The organism is Desulfofundulus sp. TPOSR, from assembly GCF_011393055.1.
GTDB lineage: Bacteria > Bacillota > Desulfotomaculia > Desulfotomaculales > Desulfovirgulaceae > Desulfofundulus > Desulfofundulus kuznetsovii.
Window position 1 is genome coordinate 1,166,916 of record NZ_JAAOEF010000001.1, and the last position, 13,730, is coordinate 1,180,645.

The 13,730-nt window shown below is 53.7% G+C and carries 17 protein-coding genes; 1 reads left to right on the forward strand and 16 read right to left on the reverse strand.

The window, feature by feature from the left end:
* Nucleotides 1-165: 165 nt before the first annotated feature.
* The 6 genes from G7K71_RS05750 to G7K71_RS05775 form a co-directional block, all read right to left on the reverse strand.
* Nucleotides 166-405 (reverse strand): MTH865 family protein, encoded by a 240-nt coding sequence (locus tag G7K71_RS05750; RefSeq protein WP_166344160.1) that lies wholly within the window; start codon nt 403-405, stop codon nt 166-168.
* A 112-nt stretch (nt 406-517) separates the two neighbouring features.
* Nucleotides 518-850, reverse strand: coding sequence for a hypothetical protein (locus tag G7K71_RS05755; protein ID WP_166344162.1), 333 nt, complete (start codon nt 848-850; stop codon nt 518-520).
* A 17-nt stretch (nt 851-867) separates the two neighbouring features.
* Nucleotides 868-1,551, reverse strand: coding sequence for a Crp/Fnr family transcriptional regulator (locus G7K71_RS05760; RefSeq protein ID WP_166344164.1), 684 nt, complete (start codon nt 1,549-1,551; stop codon nt 868-870).
* Nucleotides 1,548-2,114 carry a DUF1638 domain-containing protein gene (locus tag G7K71_RS05765; protein WP_166344166.1) on the reverse strand — a complete coding sequence of 189 codons (567 nt, stop codon included), beginning with the start codon at nt 2,112-2,114 and terminating at the stop codon, nt 1,548-1,550. The genes G7K71_RS05760 and G7K71_RS05765 overlap by 4 nt, the downstream gene beginning before the upstream one ends.
* A 408-nt stretch (nt 2,115-2,522) precedes the next feature.
* A complete protein-coding gene (locus G7K71_RS05770) occupies nt 2,523-2,948 on the reverse strand; it encodes a PaaI family thioesterase (RefSeq protein WP_013821386.1) in 426 nt (141 codons plus the stop codon).
* 330 nt (nt 2,949-3,278) lie between these two features.
* On the reverse strand, nt 3,279-4,406 hold the full coding sequence (locus G7K71_RS05775) for an ATP-binding protein (RefSeq protein WP_166344168.1): 1,128 nt from the start codon (nt 4,404-4,406) through the stop codon (nt 3,279-3,281).
* 475 nt (nt 4,407-4,881) lie between these two features.
* On the opposite strand from G7K71_RS05775, the gene G7K71_RS05780 reads away from it, so the two are divergent.
* Nucleotides 4,882-5,331, forward strand: coding sequence for a nucleotidyltransferase domain-containing protein (locus tag G7K71_RS05780; RefSeq protein ID WP_166344170.1), 450 nt, complete (start codon nt 4,882-4,884; stop codon nt 5,329-5,331).
* A 399-nt stretch (nt 5,332-5,730) separates the two neighbouring features.
* Here the strand turns inward: G7K71_RS05780 and G7K71_RS05785 are convergent, their stop codons facing one another.
* The 10 genes from G7K71_RS05785 to ndk form a co-directional block, all read right to left on the reverse strand.
* Nucleotides 5,731-6,186 (reverse strand): type VII toxin-antitoxin system HepT family RNase toxin, encoded by a 456-nt coding sequence (locus tag G7K71_RS05785; RefSeq protein ID WP_207712664.1) that lies wholly within the window; start codon nt 6,184-6,186, stop codon nt 5,731-5,733.
* Nucleotides 6,170-6,616, reverse strand: coding sequence for a nucleotidyltransferase domain-containing protein (locus G7K71_RS05790; RefSeq protein ID WP_013821379.1), 447 nt, complete (start codon nt 6,614-6,616; stop codon nt 6,170-6,172). The genes G7K71_RS05785 and G7K71_RS05790 overlap by 17 nt, the downstream gene beginning before the upstream one ends.
* Before the next feature lie 100 nt (nt 6,617-6,716).
* Nucleotides 6,717-7,235, reverse strand: coding sequence for a 2-amino-4-hydroxy-6-hydroxymethyldihydropteridine diphosphokinase (gene folK, locus G7K71_RS05795; RefSeq protein ID WP_166344172.1), 519 nt, complete (start codon nt 7,233-7,235; stop codon nt 6,717-6,719).
* A gap of 311 nt (nt 7,236-7,546) precedes the next feature.
* Nucleotides 7,547-7,903, reverse strand: a complete 357-nt coding sequence (folB, locus tag G7K71_RS05800; protein ID WP_166344174.1) for a dihydroneopterin aldolase — start codon at nt 7,901-7,903, stop codon at nt 7,547-7,549.
* A 76-nt stretch (nt 7,904-7,979) separates the two neighbouring features.
* Entirely contained in the window at nt 7,980-9,194 is a 1,215-nt protein-coding gene (gene folP / locus G7K71_RS05805; protein ID WP_166344176.1) for a dihydropteroate synthase, read from the reverse strand.
* Nucleotides 9,195-9,227: 33 nt separating this feature from the next.
* A complete protein-coding gene (locus G7K71_RS05810) occupies nt 9,228-9,743 on the reverse strand; it encodes an HD domain-containing protein (RefSeq protein WP_313884927.1) in 516 nt (171 codons plus the stop codon).
* A gap of 41 nt (nt 9,744-9,784) precedes the next feature.
* Nucleotides 9,785-10,270 (reverse strand): DUF134 domain-containing protein, encoded by a 486-nt coding sequence (locus G7K71_RS05815; protein ID WP_013821374.1) that lies wholly within the window; start codon nt 10,268-10,270, stop codon nt 9,785-9,787.
* A 218-nt stretch (nt 10,271-10,488) separates the two neighbouring features.
* A complete protein-coding gene (locus G7K71_RS05820; protein WP_166344179.1) occupies nt 10,489-12,249 on the reverse strand; it encodes a formate--tetrahydrofolate ligase in 1,761 nt (586 codons plus the stop codon).
* Nucleotides 12,250-12,408: 159 nt separating this feature from the next.
* A complete protein-coding gene (locus tag G7K71_RS05825; RefSeq protein WP_013821372.1) occupies nt 12,409-12,813 on the reverse strand; it encodes a thioesterase family protein in 405 nt (134 codons plus the stop codon).
* A 127-nt stretch (nt 12,814-12,940) separates the two neighbouring features.
* On the reverse strand, nt 12,941-13,390 hold the full coding sequence (gene ndk / locus G7K71_RS05830) for a nucleoside-diphosphate kinase (protein WP_166344181.1): 450 nt from the start codon (nt 13,388-13,390) through the stop codon (nt 12,941-12,943).
* Nucleotides 13,391-13,730 lie beyond the last annotated feature (340 nt).

Below are 13,730 nucleotides of genomic sequence, written 5' to 3' on the forward strand. Positions count from 1 at the left end.
CTTTTCAAGCGTCCCAACTCAAAAAAGAGCCACCCGCAAATCGGGACGGCCCTGGAAATCAGTGTCCGGCCGCACCAGTCGCGGGTGGCTTCCCCACCATAAAAATTTTGAAAAGAGGACCGCCTTTCATCCCCTCCCTTATGGGGGGACTTCCCGGCAGGATAGTTAAAGCCCGGCCCGGTTAACAATGGTTTCAGCCACTTCTTCAGCGGACTTGAAGGGAAAATCACCTGCTTTCAACAGTTTGCCGGCCTCGCCGGCGGTCATCTTTAAGTCGCCAGCCTGGCATGTGGTTTCGGCTCCCCGGGGAAACGCCGCCAGCAACTCCTCAGGGGTGTGGATGGGAAAAGTCGCCCCTTTCAACGCCCCGATAATCTGCGCTTTGATGGATTCACGTACGGACATGGCTGAATTCCTCCTTCTTTTACTGATTTTTTCTTTTGTAGAAAATATAAAGTCCACCGGCTTACTGAATCTGTTAACTGGTTTACAAGAAAATCTAAAATTTTATGTTGCGTCACTTCATTCCGTCCCTGCAGGACTCAAATTTAAAGGCCGCTTCCAGTTGATCAAGGAATTCCCAGAGTTCTTCCGGAGTAACCCCTGCGGCTTCGGCAAGAACTTTAATCGGAATATTCTTTAAATTTCCCCTTTTGTTACCCGCAGCGTATTCCGAATGCAGGTAGAGATTTAAAAACACGACCAGAACCCTGCCCAGGGGTGTTCCGGCTTTGATCTCATACAGCAGAAGGGCCATAAACTGGATTTGCCCGGCTAAATTTCGAATGATCTTCAGGGCGAATGTTTCATCACCGGCAGCTGGAGTTTTACCAGATTGTTTATCATTCATTATAATGTCACACTTTCTCAACAGGCTTCCATGGCTTCAGCCAGCTTTTCCCGGTCCAGCAGGCAGATGCGCTGCCCCCTGGCGGCAATGATCCCTTCCTGCTTCAAGAGCCCTAAAATCTTTGTAACCATCACCCGGGAGGCGTTGACCAGGTTGCCTATATCCTGGTGGGTCAGCTCGATGTCGATGGTAATACCTTCCGGAGAGGGAACTCCGTACTCATCCGCCAGGCTCAGGAGCGCAGCGGCAATCCTTCCCCTTACGTCCCTGAAGGCCATGTTGGCCACCTGGTCGGTAAAATCGTTCAACTTTTTTCCAAGCAGTTGAATGATCTTCAAGGAAATTTGGGGGTTTTTAAGCAAAACGGCAAAGTCCTCCCTGCTGCAGGAGCACACGAAGGTGTCCTCCATAGCCTGGGCGCTCATGGTATGCAGGGTATCCTCGAAGAAGGTGTTTTCACCGAACATGTCGTCTTCTTTGAGGATGTCCAGGATGATCTCCCTGCCTTCACCGGATACCTTAAACAGTTTCACCCGGCCGTATTTGATGAGGTAGATGGCGTCGGCAGGTTCTCCTTCCCTGAAGACAAATTCGTTCTTACGGTACACCCTTTTGCGGGCCAGAGCGCCGATCCTTTCCCTTTCGGTAAAATCAAGGGCTGAAAAAATTTCCAGATCCTTCATGCAGCGTATCTTTTTCATGATTTCCCCTCTTCCAGAAGCTTTTCCACTTCCCTGCGAAAATGTTCCAAATCTATGGGCAGTATTTCAACGGGCACCCGGGTATAATCAAAGAACTCCAGGATTTTCTCGTCGTCAAATGGGATGATCCCGGTGTCCAGCAGCAGCATACGGTCATAATAACCGAAATTCTGCCGGGCGTCAATCTCGTCCCATTTCAAACCTTCTATGAATATCTTGCGCCAGTTCTCCAGCCAGCCGGCGGTCAGGTAAAAGTTGCGGCCCCCGGCATCCAGCTCGGCCAGCCGTTCTCCCAGCAGCATCTCAATGCAGTTTTTGGCCCGGATGACCCGCCCGCCCCTCCTGGTCACCATCCGCTCCATTTCCGGGTGGCACTGGAGGCCAAATACCACGGCGACACTGTCTTCGTTCATGCCGTCCAGGGCCTGCACAAGGGCTTCTCCCAATTTGTCGAAGTCCACGTGGAGCCCCGGTTCCAGGTAATGAATTTCAACTTCTTTTCCTTGCAGGACGTACTCCAATTCCTTTTCCAGAATGCCGCAGCATAAAATTTTTTGGGGCATACCATTCCCTCCTGAAGATTTGTTCTTTATGATCAAAGCTTAACTTAATGTCCCTCAATCGTCTGTAAACTGTTTAACAAACCCCGCTGCTCCGCGAAAAAATTGCGAGATTTGGTAATTCCAGGAGCAGGGGTGCGGCAAGTTACGATTTAGCCCACATCCGAAAAGCCAGCAAATTAAGCCCCACCGCTTCGAACGAGCAGCAGGCCAATGAGAGAAGAACCCGTATAAGACGCCGCCAAACAACCCGACCCCGGAGAGGAAGAATAAGTAGTAAGCAAAAGTCCTGGGTGAATGGCCCAGGGCTTCCCTTATTCCGGCTGTACTGTGCTCCCGTTTCTTAGTCCGGCCAATAACAGGTCCAAACACAAAGGAGAACGGATCCTGCGGACCATGTAGAGACCGGGGTCAGGTTTCCTTTTGCCGGCTCCGCCGGTAGACCAGGCCCGAAGCCACGGCCAGCAGTTCCCCCCGCTGGTTCTCCACGGTGATCCGGTACAACCCGGTATGGCGGGTTAAATTTTCCTCCCGGGCGGTAGCCACCAGTTCATCGCCGGGAACACTTTTCTTTAAATAGCTGATGTTCATATTTATACCAACGGCTGGCACACCCCGGGAATTACTGGCGATACCAAAGGCCACATCGGCCACGGTAAAAATGACCCCGCCATGGGTAATGCCGTGAATGTTGGTCATATGCTCCGTCACCTTCAACCTGACCCGGGAATAACCGGGTTCAAGCTCCACTATTTCCACTCCCAGCAACCTGGGGAAAGGATCGTTTAAGAGCCACTCTTTCAACTCCCGCGGCAGGGTGACATGTTCATCGTTCATCCTATCTCCCCCGTCTTTGATCCAAACGGATTATTTGTTAGGAACTGGAACCTCCTCTCCAGGAAAAACGCTGGCAACTGGTAATTGATGCCAGGCTGACCGGCTTTTGTAATCTTATTTTCAGGTTTATACCCGAAACCTCTTTGCTTAATTCCTGCTAGTTAAAAGAATGCCGCAAAGTGGAACCAGATTTCAAGAGGGGTGATCTGTCCTTTTTTATTCAGAATAAGTCTCTGATTATTTGACAGCCATAGTCCAGGGCTGATTTCCCATTCATGTTCCTCAGGAGTTATTTCTTACCAGCCTGGAATCTGAATTTTGCAGGCCACACTAAGATAGTTCCCGCAAGATATATTCCTGGAACATCGGTTCAGTAAATTTATACACTCCGCGCCCGCTTTTTTCTATGACTCCTTTGGTCATCAGGAAATCGATAGCCCTTTTGACCTCGTTAGGGTGTTCCTTTCGGGAATAAGCTCTTTCCCCCCGGGTAATTCTCTTTAAAACCTTGCCGGAGTGGGGGTTTTCGTTTAATTCATCAATTATCCTGTCGAACAGGGGGGAGAGCGCGTACAGCGCCCGCTCGTACCCAATTCTGACGGTTTCGAGGGAAAGCTTTTTTTCGGAAGCTTCGAGGAGGAAGTGATAAACTTCTGAGCACACAATCATGGTGTCTTGTGGGTGTCCTCCGGTAAGCTTCACAATTTCCCTTACACTGTCCTCGTCAGCTGTTAAGCCTGCGCTGGCGAACTTTCTGGCGATGTATTCTATCCAGGCGTCTTCCGGAATAGGGGGAATGGGAAGAGTTAGGGCAAACCTGTAGAATGCCTGCTTGCTGCTGGCAAAAATGTTCTTCATGAGGTCTTCTTTGGAACCCAGGAAAAGGTAGGACACGTTTTTGTGCATTTGAAAGTGCGCTCTCATCTTCTTGTAAATTTCCCCGCCGGCGACCCGAGAGGCTTCCTGGAATTCGTCAAAGACCACCACCATTTGCTTCTTTTCTTTTCTGGCCAATTCATCGGGCAGGTCCAGGGCATAGTCGAGCAACCTGCTTTCGTCCCGGTCCCTTTCCAAGAGGCGGAAGTCGATTTCGAGATCCCTCAACTTGAGCGCCAAACTGGCCGAACCTGCAATGTTTTTGATGTTTCCGATGAGCTCACTTACCGTTTTCCTGATTCCCGTTCTGTTCTCCAGGCATGCGTCGATGATGGACAGGGCGAAGTCGCGCCTGTCAGAAATGCGGAACATGTCCACGAATGCCGTGTAGCACCCTTCTTTTCTCAGCCTCCTCAAAACCTCCAGCGCGAGGGAAGTTTTTCCTATCCTGCGCGGGCCAGCCAGTGTAATGCTCTGGCCTTCGAGAAGCCTGTTTGTAAGGGAACTCAAGAAGTTTTCCCGGTCGACTATATCTTCCTCGGAAACCGGCCCCCCCAGGGGGAATAATTTTTCTTTTTTCATTTGCCGGATCACCTTATTATCATATTCTTTATGATAATATATCACTAAACTTGTGATAATAAAATATCTTTTTGATTGGGGTCGTTTTCGTGCCCCAACCCCGGTTGTCTGGTCAAAGTGATAACCGCAGAAGCAATACAAGCGCAGGTAGAGAATGCACGTTTTTATGTGGAAGATCCTTTTTCCAATGTCGTTCCGGGGACGCACGAAACGCCTTTCAGGTTGCAGGGAAAGGATATACTTTCCATAAAGATATGTGAACATGGTGCCGGTTATGGAGGAAAAAACGCAATAAAAATAAAATTATCTATAATACAAATAAACTGCGACAAAAGGCGGCGGACATCCGTCAGGCCCTGAGCAGGCTTAAGCCGGTGACGGAGCTCACCAGGGAGGAATTTTAGCTGGCGAGCAAAGGGTTGCCGCAAGCAAGTATTAACTGATTGAGCTCTGACCATCCGAAAGGAATGGTTTTATGTACAGGCGATTTTCCCTGCCGGAAAAGGGACGCCCATCGATTTGCCGGCTGGCCGCCCGCCTGCTGGCTAAAAGAAAAGAAATTATCTTCGCCTACGCCTTTGGTTCTTTTCTGGAAGAAGCTGCCTTCCGGGATATTGACATCGGAGTGTATTTGCAAAAGGAAACCATCCCCCGGGAAAAGGCTCTCGAATACGAACTTTCCCTGGGTGCGGAACTGGAGCGGGAAATACATTACCCGGTGGATATAAAGGTGTTAAATTATGCTCCCGTAACCCTGTGCCATTCGGTTACCCGCGGGAAGGTGCTTTTCAGCCGCGACGACGAGGTACGGTATGAATGGGTGGAAAAGACCTGGGATGTATACCTCGACATGCAATATTTTTTACGCAATTCCCTGCGGGATTTGTTGCTGTCACCGGGGCAGCCGGACCGGAAAAGGAAGTGAACAGCCCGGCTGTCAAACCGGGCTGTTGTTACGCTAACTAAAAAAAAGAAGGATGTGCTTGATTATGGGTTTGGGAACTCTTTTTCTTCTTGGCTCAATAATAACGGCTTCTTATGGGATTATTAAAAAATCCCTGCCATGGTATATATTGAACTGTGTTATATACTACCCCTGGATATATTATTTGGGGAATTTACCTGCATTTTATTATATACCATTTTTTGAATTTGTATTAGTAGTTTTGTACTTACTCCCTGCTATAGCAATTAAACTAAATAAAAGGACACTTGCCTGGATAATTTGGGGTCTCGTGTTACCAATGCCGATATGGGCTCTGATTTATATCAACGTAAACAGAAGTTAATAAAGCTCGTAACGGGGAGCAGTCCCTCTTTTTCTTTAATCAGCCGGTAACATCTGTTCCCTATCTTCCTCTTCCAGTACAGCCCCGATTTCGCGAATAAACTTTTCAAAATCACCAAGTTCTTTTCGTGCAATTGCATATACCTTTTCGGCGGAAACTTCCTGATAGCCATGGACGACACGGTTGCGAAAACCAATCATCGCTGAATAGATCATCAATCTATCCCTGGTAATCAATCCACCTTCAAAAAGTACGCGCATGGCATCCCTGGCATCTCCCGGGGCATGACCGAATCTTTTGGCTGCAATATGGTAGGCCAGATCGATCATTGCTTCCACCGCTGTTTGCAGGGAATATTTTAAGCCTTTGACCAGCCAGGGGTCCATTAATATGTCTTCTTTTTTTTTGCTATTCAACAACTCATTGATGCTGGCCACCTGTTCCCGTATATAGCTGATTTTGGCCATTATCCGTTCACGATCCAGGCCCACCGGCCATCACCCCGACAAAAATTTCTTCCAGCGCCGCCCGGTACCGCGGGTACAAATCGGCATACCTTCTACTGACGTACTCCATTACATCGGTAATGCGCTCCATATTCCTGGCATAGATTAATTTCCCTTCTTTAATCACCCGAAAAGCAAAAAGCGGCTTCTCCGGGTTCACCAGAACAATATCATAGGGATGCCCTTCATAAGGCGGAAGCAAAAAGGATATGGCTGCTTCCAGCCGATCCGATTCGACACTGTCCAGTACTATCCCCGGCTCCAGTATCAGGCCCAGGTCAATGTCACTATCCGGCCGGCATAGCCCCAGGATGGAGCCAAACAGATAAGCACCGGCCACCTGGGGGAAATTTTGCAGTGCTGCCTTAACCTGCTCAACCACCGGATCGAGATTGACCCGCACCAGTTCGTTCACTCTAACCACCACCTCTATAGCGCCGGGACTATTGTATTATGATAGATGCAACCAGAAATATTTTATCACAAATATGGAAATGATGCATGTTTTTCCAGCTTTATCCGCCGGCCTTCCGGAACGGCCAGCCTTCACTTTTCTCCAGTTGTTCCACCCCCTGCCGGTCAACGCCGGCCAGCAGCTCCCTCACCCCGCCCCGGCCCGGGATGACCAGATCCGGCGCCAGGTCGGCCAGGGGCACCAGGACAAAGGCGCGCTCGTGCATGCGCGGGTGGGGAACCACGAGAGCGGGTTCATCAATGACCTCCCCGTTGTAAAGGAGCAGGTCCAGGTCAATCACCCGGGGGCCCCAGCGCACACCCCGCACTCTCCCCAGGCGGTTCTCCACTTCCAGGCAGGCGGCCAGCAATTCCCGGGGGGAGAGGGTGGTTTCCACTTCCGCCACGGTATTGACAAACCAGTCCTGGTCCGTATAACCTACCGGTTCGGTGCGGTAAAAGGGGGCCACCCTCAAAATTTTAACCCCCGGCACCCGGCCCAGCAGTTCCAGGGCAGCCTTTAAATTGGCTTTCTTCCCCCCCATGTTCGATCCCAGGCCGATATAGGCTACAACTTCCATCTTAAGCCCCCCATATGGAACATGCCAATCCCGTCAGTTTATAAAAAGCGCCCCTGAAAACCCACCCCTTGTGGGGTGGATCGAGCGGCATCGCCCGGTTAGAGCGATCAGCACTTCCGACATGAGAAACCTTCGGGACGAAGCCCCCGGGCTTACCCCGGGGGAGATTCACTTAAGGGAACAGCGGCGCCGGCCGCCGGATGGACAGGAATGACCGGGCCGCGCTATTTCCAGTCACGAAGTTGTAAGGGTGGATGCAGCCGCGGCCGGCGGGTGAGTGAGCGGACAACTGAACATGGGGATGTTTCCCCTCAGCGCCGGCGGCGGATCTCCACGCCCATGTATTCAAAATGACCGGCCACCGGGGCGCCGGGTTTCTTTACCCGGACCAGCACCTCGCTTACCGGAAAATGTTCCAGGATGGCACCGGCCACCTTTTCCGCCACCGCCTCAATCAGACGGCAGGGGGCACCGGTAACCACTTCCTCCACCAGCCGGAAAACCCGGGCATAGTTCACCGTCTGTTCAGGATCGTCGGTCCTGCCGGCGGGAGCCAGGTCCAGGAACAATTCCACATCGACAATAAACCGCTGGCCCAGGTGCTGTTCCTGGGGTAAAACACCGTGAAAGGCGTAAAACTCCATGCCCTTTAAAATCAACCGATCCACTGGCTCTGCACCCCAAATCCGTATAATCCATGTCTTAAAAAGAATTAAAGGCGGCAATTACAAACAGCCGCCAGTCTTACCCCTCCCCGCAGGCACAGCGCGCGGGCTTCCGGCGCACCATGGCGTCGGTCATGCGGGCCACCCGCACCATTTCCCTGACATCGTGCACCCGCACGATGTCCACCCCGGCGGCAATGCCAACGGCCACCGTGGCCGCCGTACCCTCCACCCGCTGGTCCACGGGCAGGTCCAAAGTCCTGCCGATCATCGACTTCCGGGATGTCCCCAGCAGCACCGGCAGCCCCAGGCAGGCCAGCTCTGAAAGCCTGTTCATAACCTCCAGGTTTTGCTCCACGGTTTTGCCAAAACCAATCCCCGGGTCGATAATGATTTTTTCAGGGCTTATGCCAGCCTCCAGGGCCAGGGCGATGCTTTCCCGGAAGAAGCGGATGATATCCCCCATCAGGTCCTTATACTCCGTACCCTTCTGGTTGTGCATGAGGATCACGGGGGCATCGTAGCGGGCCACCACCGCCGCCATTTCAGGATCGGCCCGCAGGGCCCACTGGTCGTTGATGATGTGGGCGCCAATTTCCAGGGCTTCCCGGGCCACCGCGGCCTTGGTGGTATCAACGGATATGGGCACGGAGATCTCCTGCACCAGCTTTTCCAGAACCGGGATTACCCGGCGCATTTCTTCCTCCGCCGTTACCGGCGTGTACCCCGGCCGGGTGGATTCCCCGCCCAGATCGATAATATCAGCCCCGTCCTCCACCAGCCGGTGGGCATGCTCCACCGCCCGCGACGGATCGCTGAACCTGCCGCCGTCGGAAAAGGAATCGGGGGTTACGTTGAGAATGCCCATGACCAGGGTCCTTTCCCCCAGCACCAGTTCCTTTCCCCGGCAGCTCAGCCGCCTTGCGGGCCGGCCCTCCAGGTGCTGCAGGACGCGGCGGATCTCCTCCCCCAGGGCGGCGAGGCCGAAGGGCTGGAGCTTGAGCTTGGCCAGCAGGGCGTCAAATTGCTTCAGGGTGCCCATGAGCAGCACATCGGTTTTGTCCACCGCATGTTCGACTACCCCCCGGGCCACGGCCGCCTCCCCACCTTTAGCCAGCATTTCCTGCTTGAGAATATTGGCCTGGACCGGGGTCAGGCCGCTGATCTTTAAAACCCGGTGGACCGCCTTGGGGGCCATCAACCGGCAGCCGGCCTGGTCCGCCCCCACGGCAGCTATTTCCTCCAGGGCCTGGGCCCGGTTTTTTATTTCAATATTCCGTACCTGTACGGGCAAAACAAATCACTCCCGGGCATCTCTTATATACTTTCAATAAACCAGCGTCTCCCGCAGGGTGTCCATACTTCCAGCCTTGTAGCATTGACCGCGGGCGGCACAAAGGGCACAGGGGCGGGCCAGGTCATCGGCCCGGCATAAGAGGCGCCCCAGCAACCCTCCCCGGGGCTCTCCCCGGCGGTGGGCGGCAATAGCCCGGGCAATCACCTCAATTTCGTGGGGCAGAAACCCCGCCCGTTCCAGCACCGGGCGGGCCAGGCGCGCCCCCGCCAGGGCGTGGTCTTCCCCGGTGTCATACTGCTGCCAGCGGGCGATATCGTGCAACAGGCCGGCAGCATAAACCACCTCCTTGGCCGCCTGGTGGCTACCCAGCCGGTTCTGGCCAATGAATTCGGAAAGCTGGTTGCCTTCCACCATTAAAATATAACTGATCCGGGCCACATCCAGCATATGCTGAAAATCGTGGCGACAAAAAGGCCTGTCCACTTCCCGGGCCGCATTCTGCTCCAGGCAGTAGCGGTAAAAATCATCCCCAATAATCCGTCCCACCCGCTGCAACGGACCCACCCCGCCCAAATCACAAGGAGATACTACCCGTTTTCCAACAGTCCGTCCTGTTTGCTGCACTTTTCCCAGCGCTGGCAGCGGAAGGGCCTGCCGTCCTGGTCGATACGGTAGAACTCGGTGCTCCCACAGCTGGGACAAACCATCTCCGATCCCCGGGGGCCCTGACCGCAGGGCAGCTCCCATTCGTGGCCGCAATTCTCGCAGTGAAAACGGCGCATAACCAGCTGGAAGTTGCCGCCCTCCACCCGGATGGCCTTGCCGTTGACCAGTGCCTCGGCCACCTTGGCCCGGGCGGCGCTTAAGATGCGGTGGTAGGTTGGACGGGAAACACCCATCCTTTCTGCACAGGCCTCCTGCTCCAAACCCAACAAATCCTTCAAGCGTATCGCTTCCAGTTCCTCAACTGTCAGGCCCACCTCTTCCAGGTCCCGCAGGGGAACCCCTGCCGGCTTGAAGAAGGTAAGCCGGGGCAAAAACTCCACCCGTCGGCATTTCGGCGGTCTGGACATCGACAACACTCCCAACTATACTGCGTTTTTTGGAAAATTCCTTACTCCGGCCCTGCCAGGCTCCTTCGCCTGATAAGATTGTTGGCCATTGATATCATTATAATGGCAACCTGAACGAGTGTCAATTTAATAACCAGATAGTTCGTATTTCTCTGATACCATTTTGAACAAAAATATACCCCGGGAAACCCGGGGTGTATTAGTAAATTCTTCTTCTTTTAGAAGAGGCCGATGACCTTTCCGGTATTTACGTCCACGTCTATTCTCCGGAAAGCCGGGTCGGAACTGGTTCCGGGCATCAGGCTGATGGTACCGGTCATCGGGCAGAGGAACTTGGCACCGGCAAAGATTAAAACGTCACGCACCGGCAGAACCCAACCCTTGGGTACGCCTTTGAGATTTGGATCGTGGCTCAAGCTCAAGTGCGTCTTCACCATCATGGTGGCAAAGTCACGATAGGCGGGGTTTTCTTCAATCATCTTGGCCTTGGCTTCCGCTTCCGGAGTCCAGACCACACCGTCGGCTCCGTAAACTTCCCTGGCGATAATCTCCACCCTCTGCCGCAGCGGCATTTCCAGCGGGTAAAGGAACTTGAAGTCCACCGGGTCATTGCAGGCATCGATGACGGCATCGGCCAGTTCCAGCGCGCCTTCGCCGCCCTTGAGCCAGTGCTCGGACACCGCGCAGCGGGCGCCGGCCTGCTCTACCAGACGGCGTACCAGCTTGATTTCTTCGGGTGTGTCGGTATAGAAGGAGTTGATGCAGACCACCGGGTTGATGCCGGCCTTCTTGACAATGCCGATGTGGTGGATCAGGTTCTCGATGCCTTTCTCCAGCAACGGCAGGTTTTCCCTGGTGTACTCTTCGGGGATCGGCCGGCCCGGCACGACCTTCGGCCCGCCGCCATGCATCTTCAGAGCGCGGATGGTTGCCACTATTACGGAAACGTTGGGCACCAAACCGCTCATGCGGCACTTGACGTTCCAGAATTTCTCGAAACCGATGTCGGCGGCAAAACCGCTCTCGGTAACGTGGTAGTCGAACATCTTCAGCCCGATCCGGTCGGCAATAATCGACGACTGGCCAATGGCAATATTGGCAAAGGGACCGGCATGCACCAGCACGGGCTGGTACTCCACAGTGGAGATCAGGGTGGGGTTGATGGTGTTGCGCATGAAGGCGGTCATGGCGCCGGCCACTTCCAGGTCACTGGTGGTAACCGGGTTGCCCTTCATATCGAAGGCCACGATGATCTTGCCTATGCGTTCGCGCAGGTCTTTTAGATCGTTCGCCACCGCCAGGATGGCCATGAGCTCGGAGCTGACGGCAATCTGGAACTTGGACTGCATCATGTAGCCGTCCATCCGGCCGCCGATACCGATGATGATGTTGCGCAGCGCCTGGGCACAGAAGTCGATGGTCCAGCCCATTTCCACCCTGGTGGGGTCGATATTAAGGCGGCGCAGGTTCCGCTTGGCCAGCTCGGCATCATCGTAGTTGCGTTCGTGCTGCATGCGGGAAGTAAGGGCCACCATGGCCAGGTTGTGGGCATTCATGATATCGTTGAGGTCGCCCGTCAGACCCAGGGAAAACTCGGTCATGGGGATGGCCAGAGCGTTGCCGCCGCCGGCTGCCGTACCTTTAATGTTAAAAGTGGGACCGCCCGACGGCTGACGGATGGCGCAGCCCACATTCTTGCCCCTCTTACCCAGACCTTCGACCAGGCCGATCGTGGTGGTTGTCTTACCCTCTCCCAGGGGAGTGGGAGTAATGGCCGTAACATTGATGTACTTGCCGTTCGGCCTGTCTTTCAGGCGCTCGATGATCTTCATGAAATCAAGCTTGCAGATTCTGCCGTAGGGAATGACCTCATCCTTCTCCAGGCCCAGCTTTTCCCGCCACTCATCGGGAGTAGGCATATTCTTTTCTGCTTCTTCGGCAATTTGCCAGTCCGCCATCTTGGTGGCATCGTAAGGCATTAATCTGTCCTCCCCTTTCTTTTACAAAAAATTAATCTTAAATCTTTTTACCCCTTTGACGCCGCAGCTAACAAATTCCTCTCCTTCCCCCCTCGATTTCAAAAATAATTTGGTATCAACTTACGATATCCCGGTAGGTGCCGGAATATCTATATCGACTTAAGAGGTGGTTTTAAGCTTTGCCGCCGTCCGGGAAAGAAAACGCTCCTGGTTTACAATAAAGCGCTCATGGGTACCCCGGCCGATCAACTCCTGTTCGTCGCGGGCTTCCACCCGGAACACCAGCCGTTTGCCGTCAATTTCCACCAGTTCCGAGCGGGCAACAACCTCCATACCGATGGGCGTGGCGGCCAGGTGCTCCACATCCACCCGGATACCCACGGTGATCTGCCCGGGTTCCAGCAGGGGGTCCACTGAAGACAGAGCCGCCTTCTCCATCAGGCCAATCATCGCGGGAGTGGCAAAAACCCTTGCCCCGCCGCTGCCGTAAGCCAGGGCGGTATTATCCTCCGTCACCCGGGTAACAGCTTCACCCCGCAAACCGATTTTTAGTTCTCCCGCCATCTCCCTTCCCCCCTTGTTATTCATTCTAGTTCGTCACTTTATCAGAGAATTCCTGCTTAAAAAAATTTTTTTATATGTTCACAAAAAATTCTGCACAGAACAAAGGAGTGGCTTCCTGCCGCCACTCCTATTCATAAATCCAGCGGTCCACATCCCGCCGGTAGTCCACCAGTTCTTCCGGGGAAAAGAAAAGGTTGATTTCCCGCCCGGCACTGGCCGGGGAATCGGAACCGTGGACCACGTTGCGGCCAATGTCCATGCCGTAAGTGGCCCGGATAGTTCCGGGAGCCGCCTTCAAGGGATTGGTAGCTCCCATCATTTCCCGTACCGTAGAGACCGCATCCTTCCCTTCCAGCACCATGGCCACCACGGGCCCCGAGGTAATGTACTCGACCAGAGGGCCAAAGAAGGGCTTGTCTTTATGTTCTCCGTAATGTTTTTCCGCCAGGTCCCGCGGGATGCGCATCATTTTCAGGCCGACAATCTTCAGCCCTTTCTTCTCAAAACAGGCAATAATATTCCCTACCAGGTTTCGCTGTACACCATCGGGTTTAATCATTACAAAGGTCCGTTCCATATACGACTCCTCCTGTATATAATTACCGGAGCAGTGAAACGTAAATATTCAGTGAACCCCGGTTGGATGCGGCGCTGTCCTCGCTTACTCCAGTGCTCCGCGCCGACAGCACCGCGGCTTGCTTCGGGCCGGCTCTGGCTCTCTGCGGATTGCCCGCCACTAATTCATTCTTCGTTGTTACCTGTTGAAATAATATGTCTTAAAAAGTCTTCTTCCGGGTAGTTCATCATGCGTCCTCGAGAGCCGAGCCGGCATCCTCGCTTCGCCGGGTGCTGTTACCGGCGCTTCGCAAGTCGTTCGCTCCGGACAGCGCCGCATCTTTGTCATAACGGCTTTCCTG

Bases quoted from the DNA above. Each gene is read 5' to 3' on its own strand.
- G7K71_RS05815 (WP_013821374.1), bottom strand. From the start codon at position 10,270: ATGTCCAGACCGCCGAAATGCCGACGGGTGGAGTTTTTGCCCCGGCTT.
- G7K71_RS05765 (WP_166344166.1), bottom strand. From the start codon at position 2,114: ATGCCCCAAAAAATTTTATGCTGCGGCATTCTGGAAAAGGAATTGGAG.
- G7K71_RS05760 (WP_166344164.1), bottom strand. From the start codon at position 1,551: ATGAAAAAGATACGCTGCATGAAGGATCTGGAAATTTTTTCAGCCCTT.
- G7K71_RS05770 (WP_013821386.1), bottom strand. From the start codon at position 2,948: ATGAACGATGAACATGTCACCCTGCCGCGGGAGTTGAAAGAGTGGCTC.
- folK (WP_166344172.1), bottom strand. From the start codon at position 7,235: ATGGAAGTTGTAGCCTATATCGGCCTGGGATCGAACATGGGGGGGAAG.
- G7K71_RS05755 (WP_166344162.1), bottom strand. From the start codon at position 850: ATGAATGATAAACAATCTGGTAAAACTCCAGCTGCCGGTGATGAAACA.
- G7K71_RS05780 (WP_166344170.1), top strand. From the start codon at position 4,882: ATGTACAGGCGATTTTCCCTGCCGGAAAAGGGACGCCCATCGATTTGC.
- G7K71_RS05820 (WP_166344179.1), bottom strand. From the start codon at position 12,249: ATGCCTTACGATGCCACCAAGATGGCGGACTGGCAAATTGCCGAAGAA.
- G7K71_RS05750 (WP_166344160.1), bottom strand. From the start codon at position 405: ATGTCCGTACGTGAATCCATCAAAGCGCAGATTATCGGGGCGTTGAAA.
- G7K71_RS05825 (WP_013821372.1), bottom strand. From the start codon at position 12,813: ATGGCGGGAGAACTAAAAATCGGTTTGCGGGGTGAAGCTGTTACCCGG.
- ndk (WP_166344181.1), bottom strand. From the start codon at position 13,390: ATGGAACGGACCTTTGTAATGATTAAACCCGATGGTGTACAGCGAAAC.
- G7K71_RS05775 (WP_166344168.1), bottom strand. From the start codon at position 4,406: ATGAAAAAAGAAAAATTATTCCCCCTGGGGGGGCCGGTTTCCGAGGAA.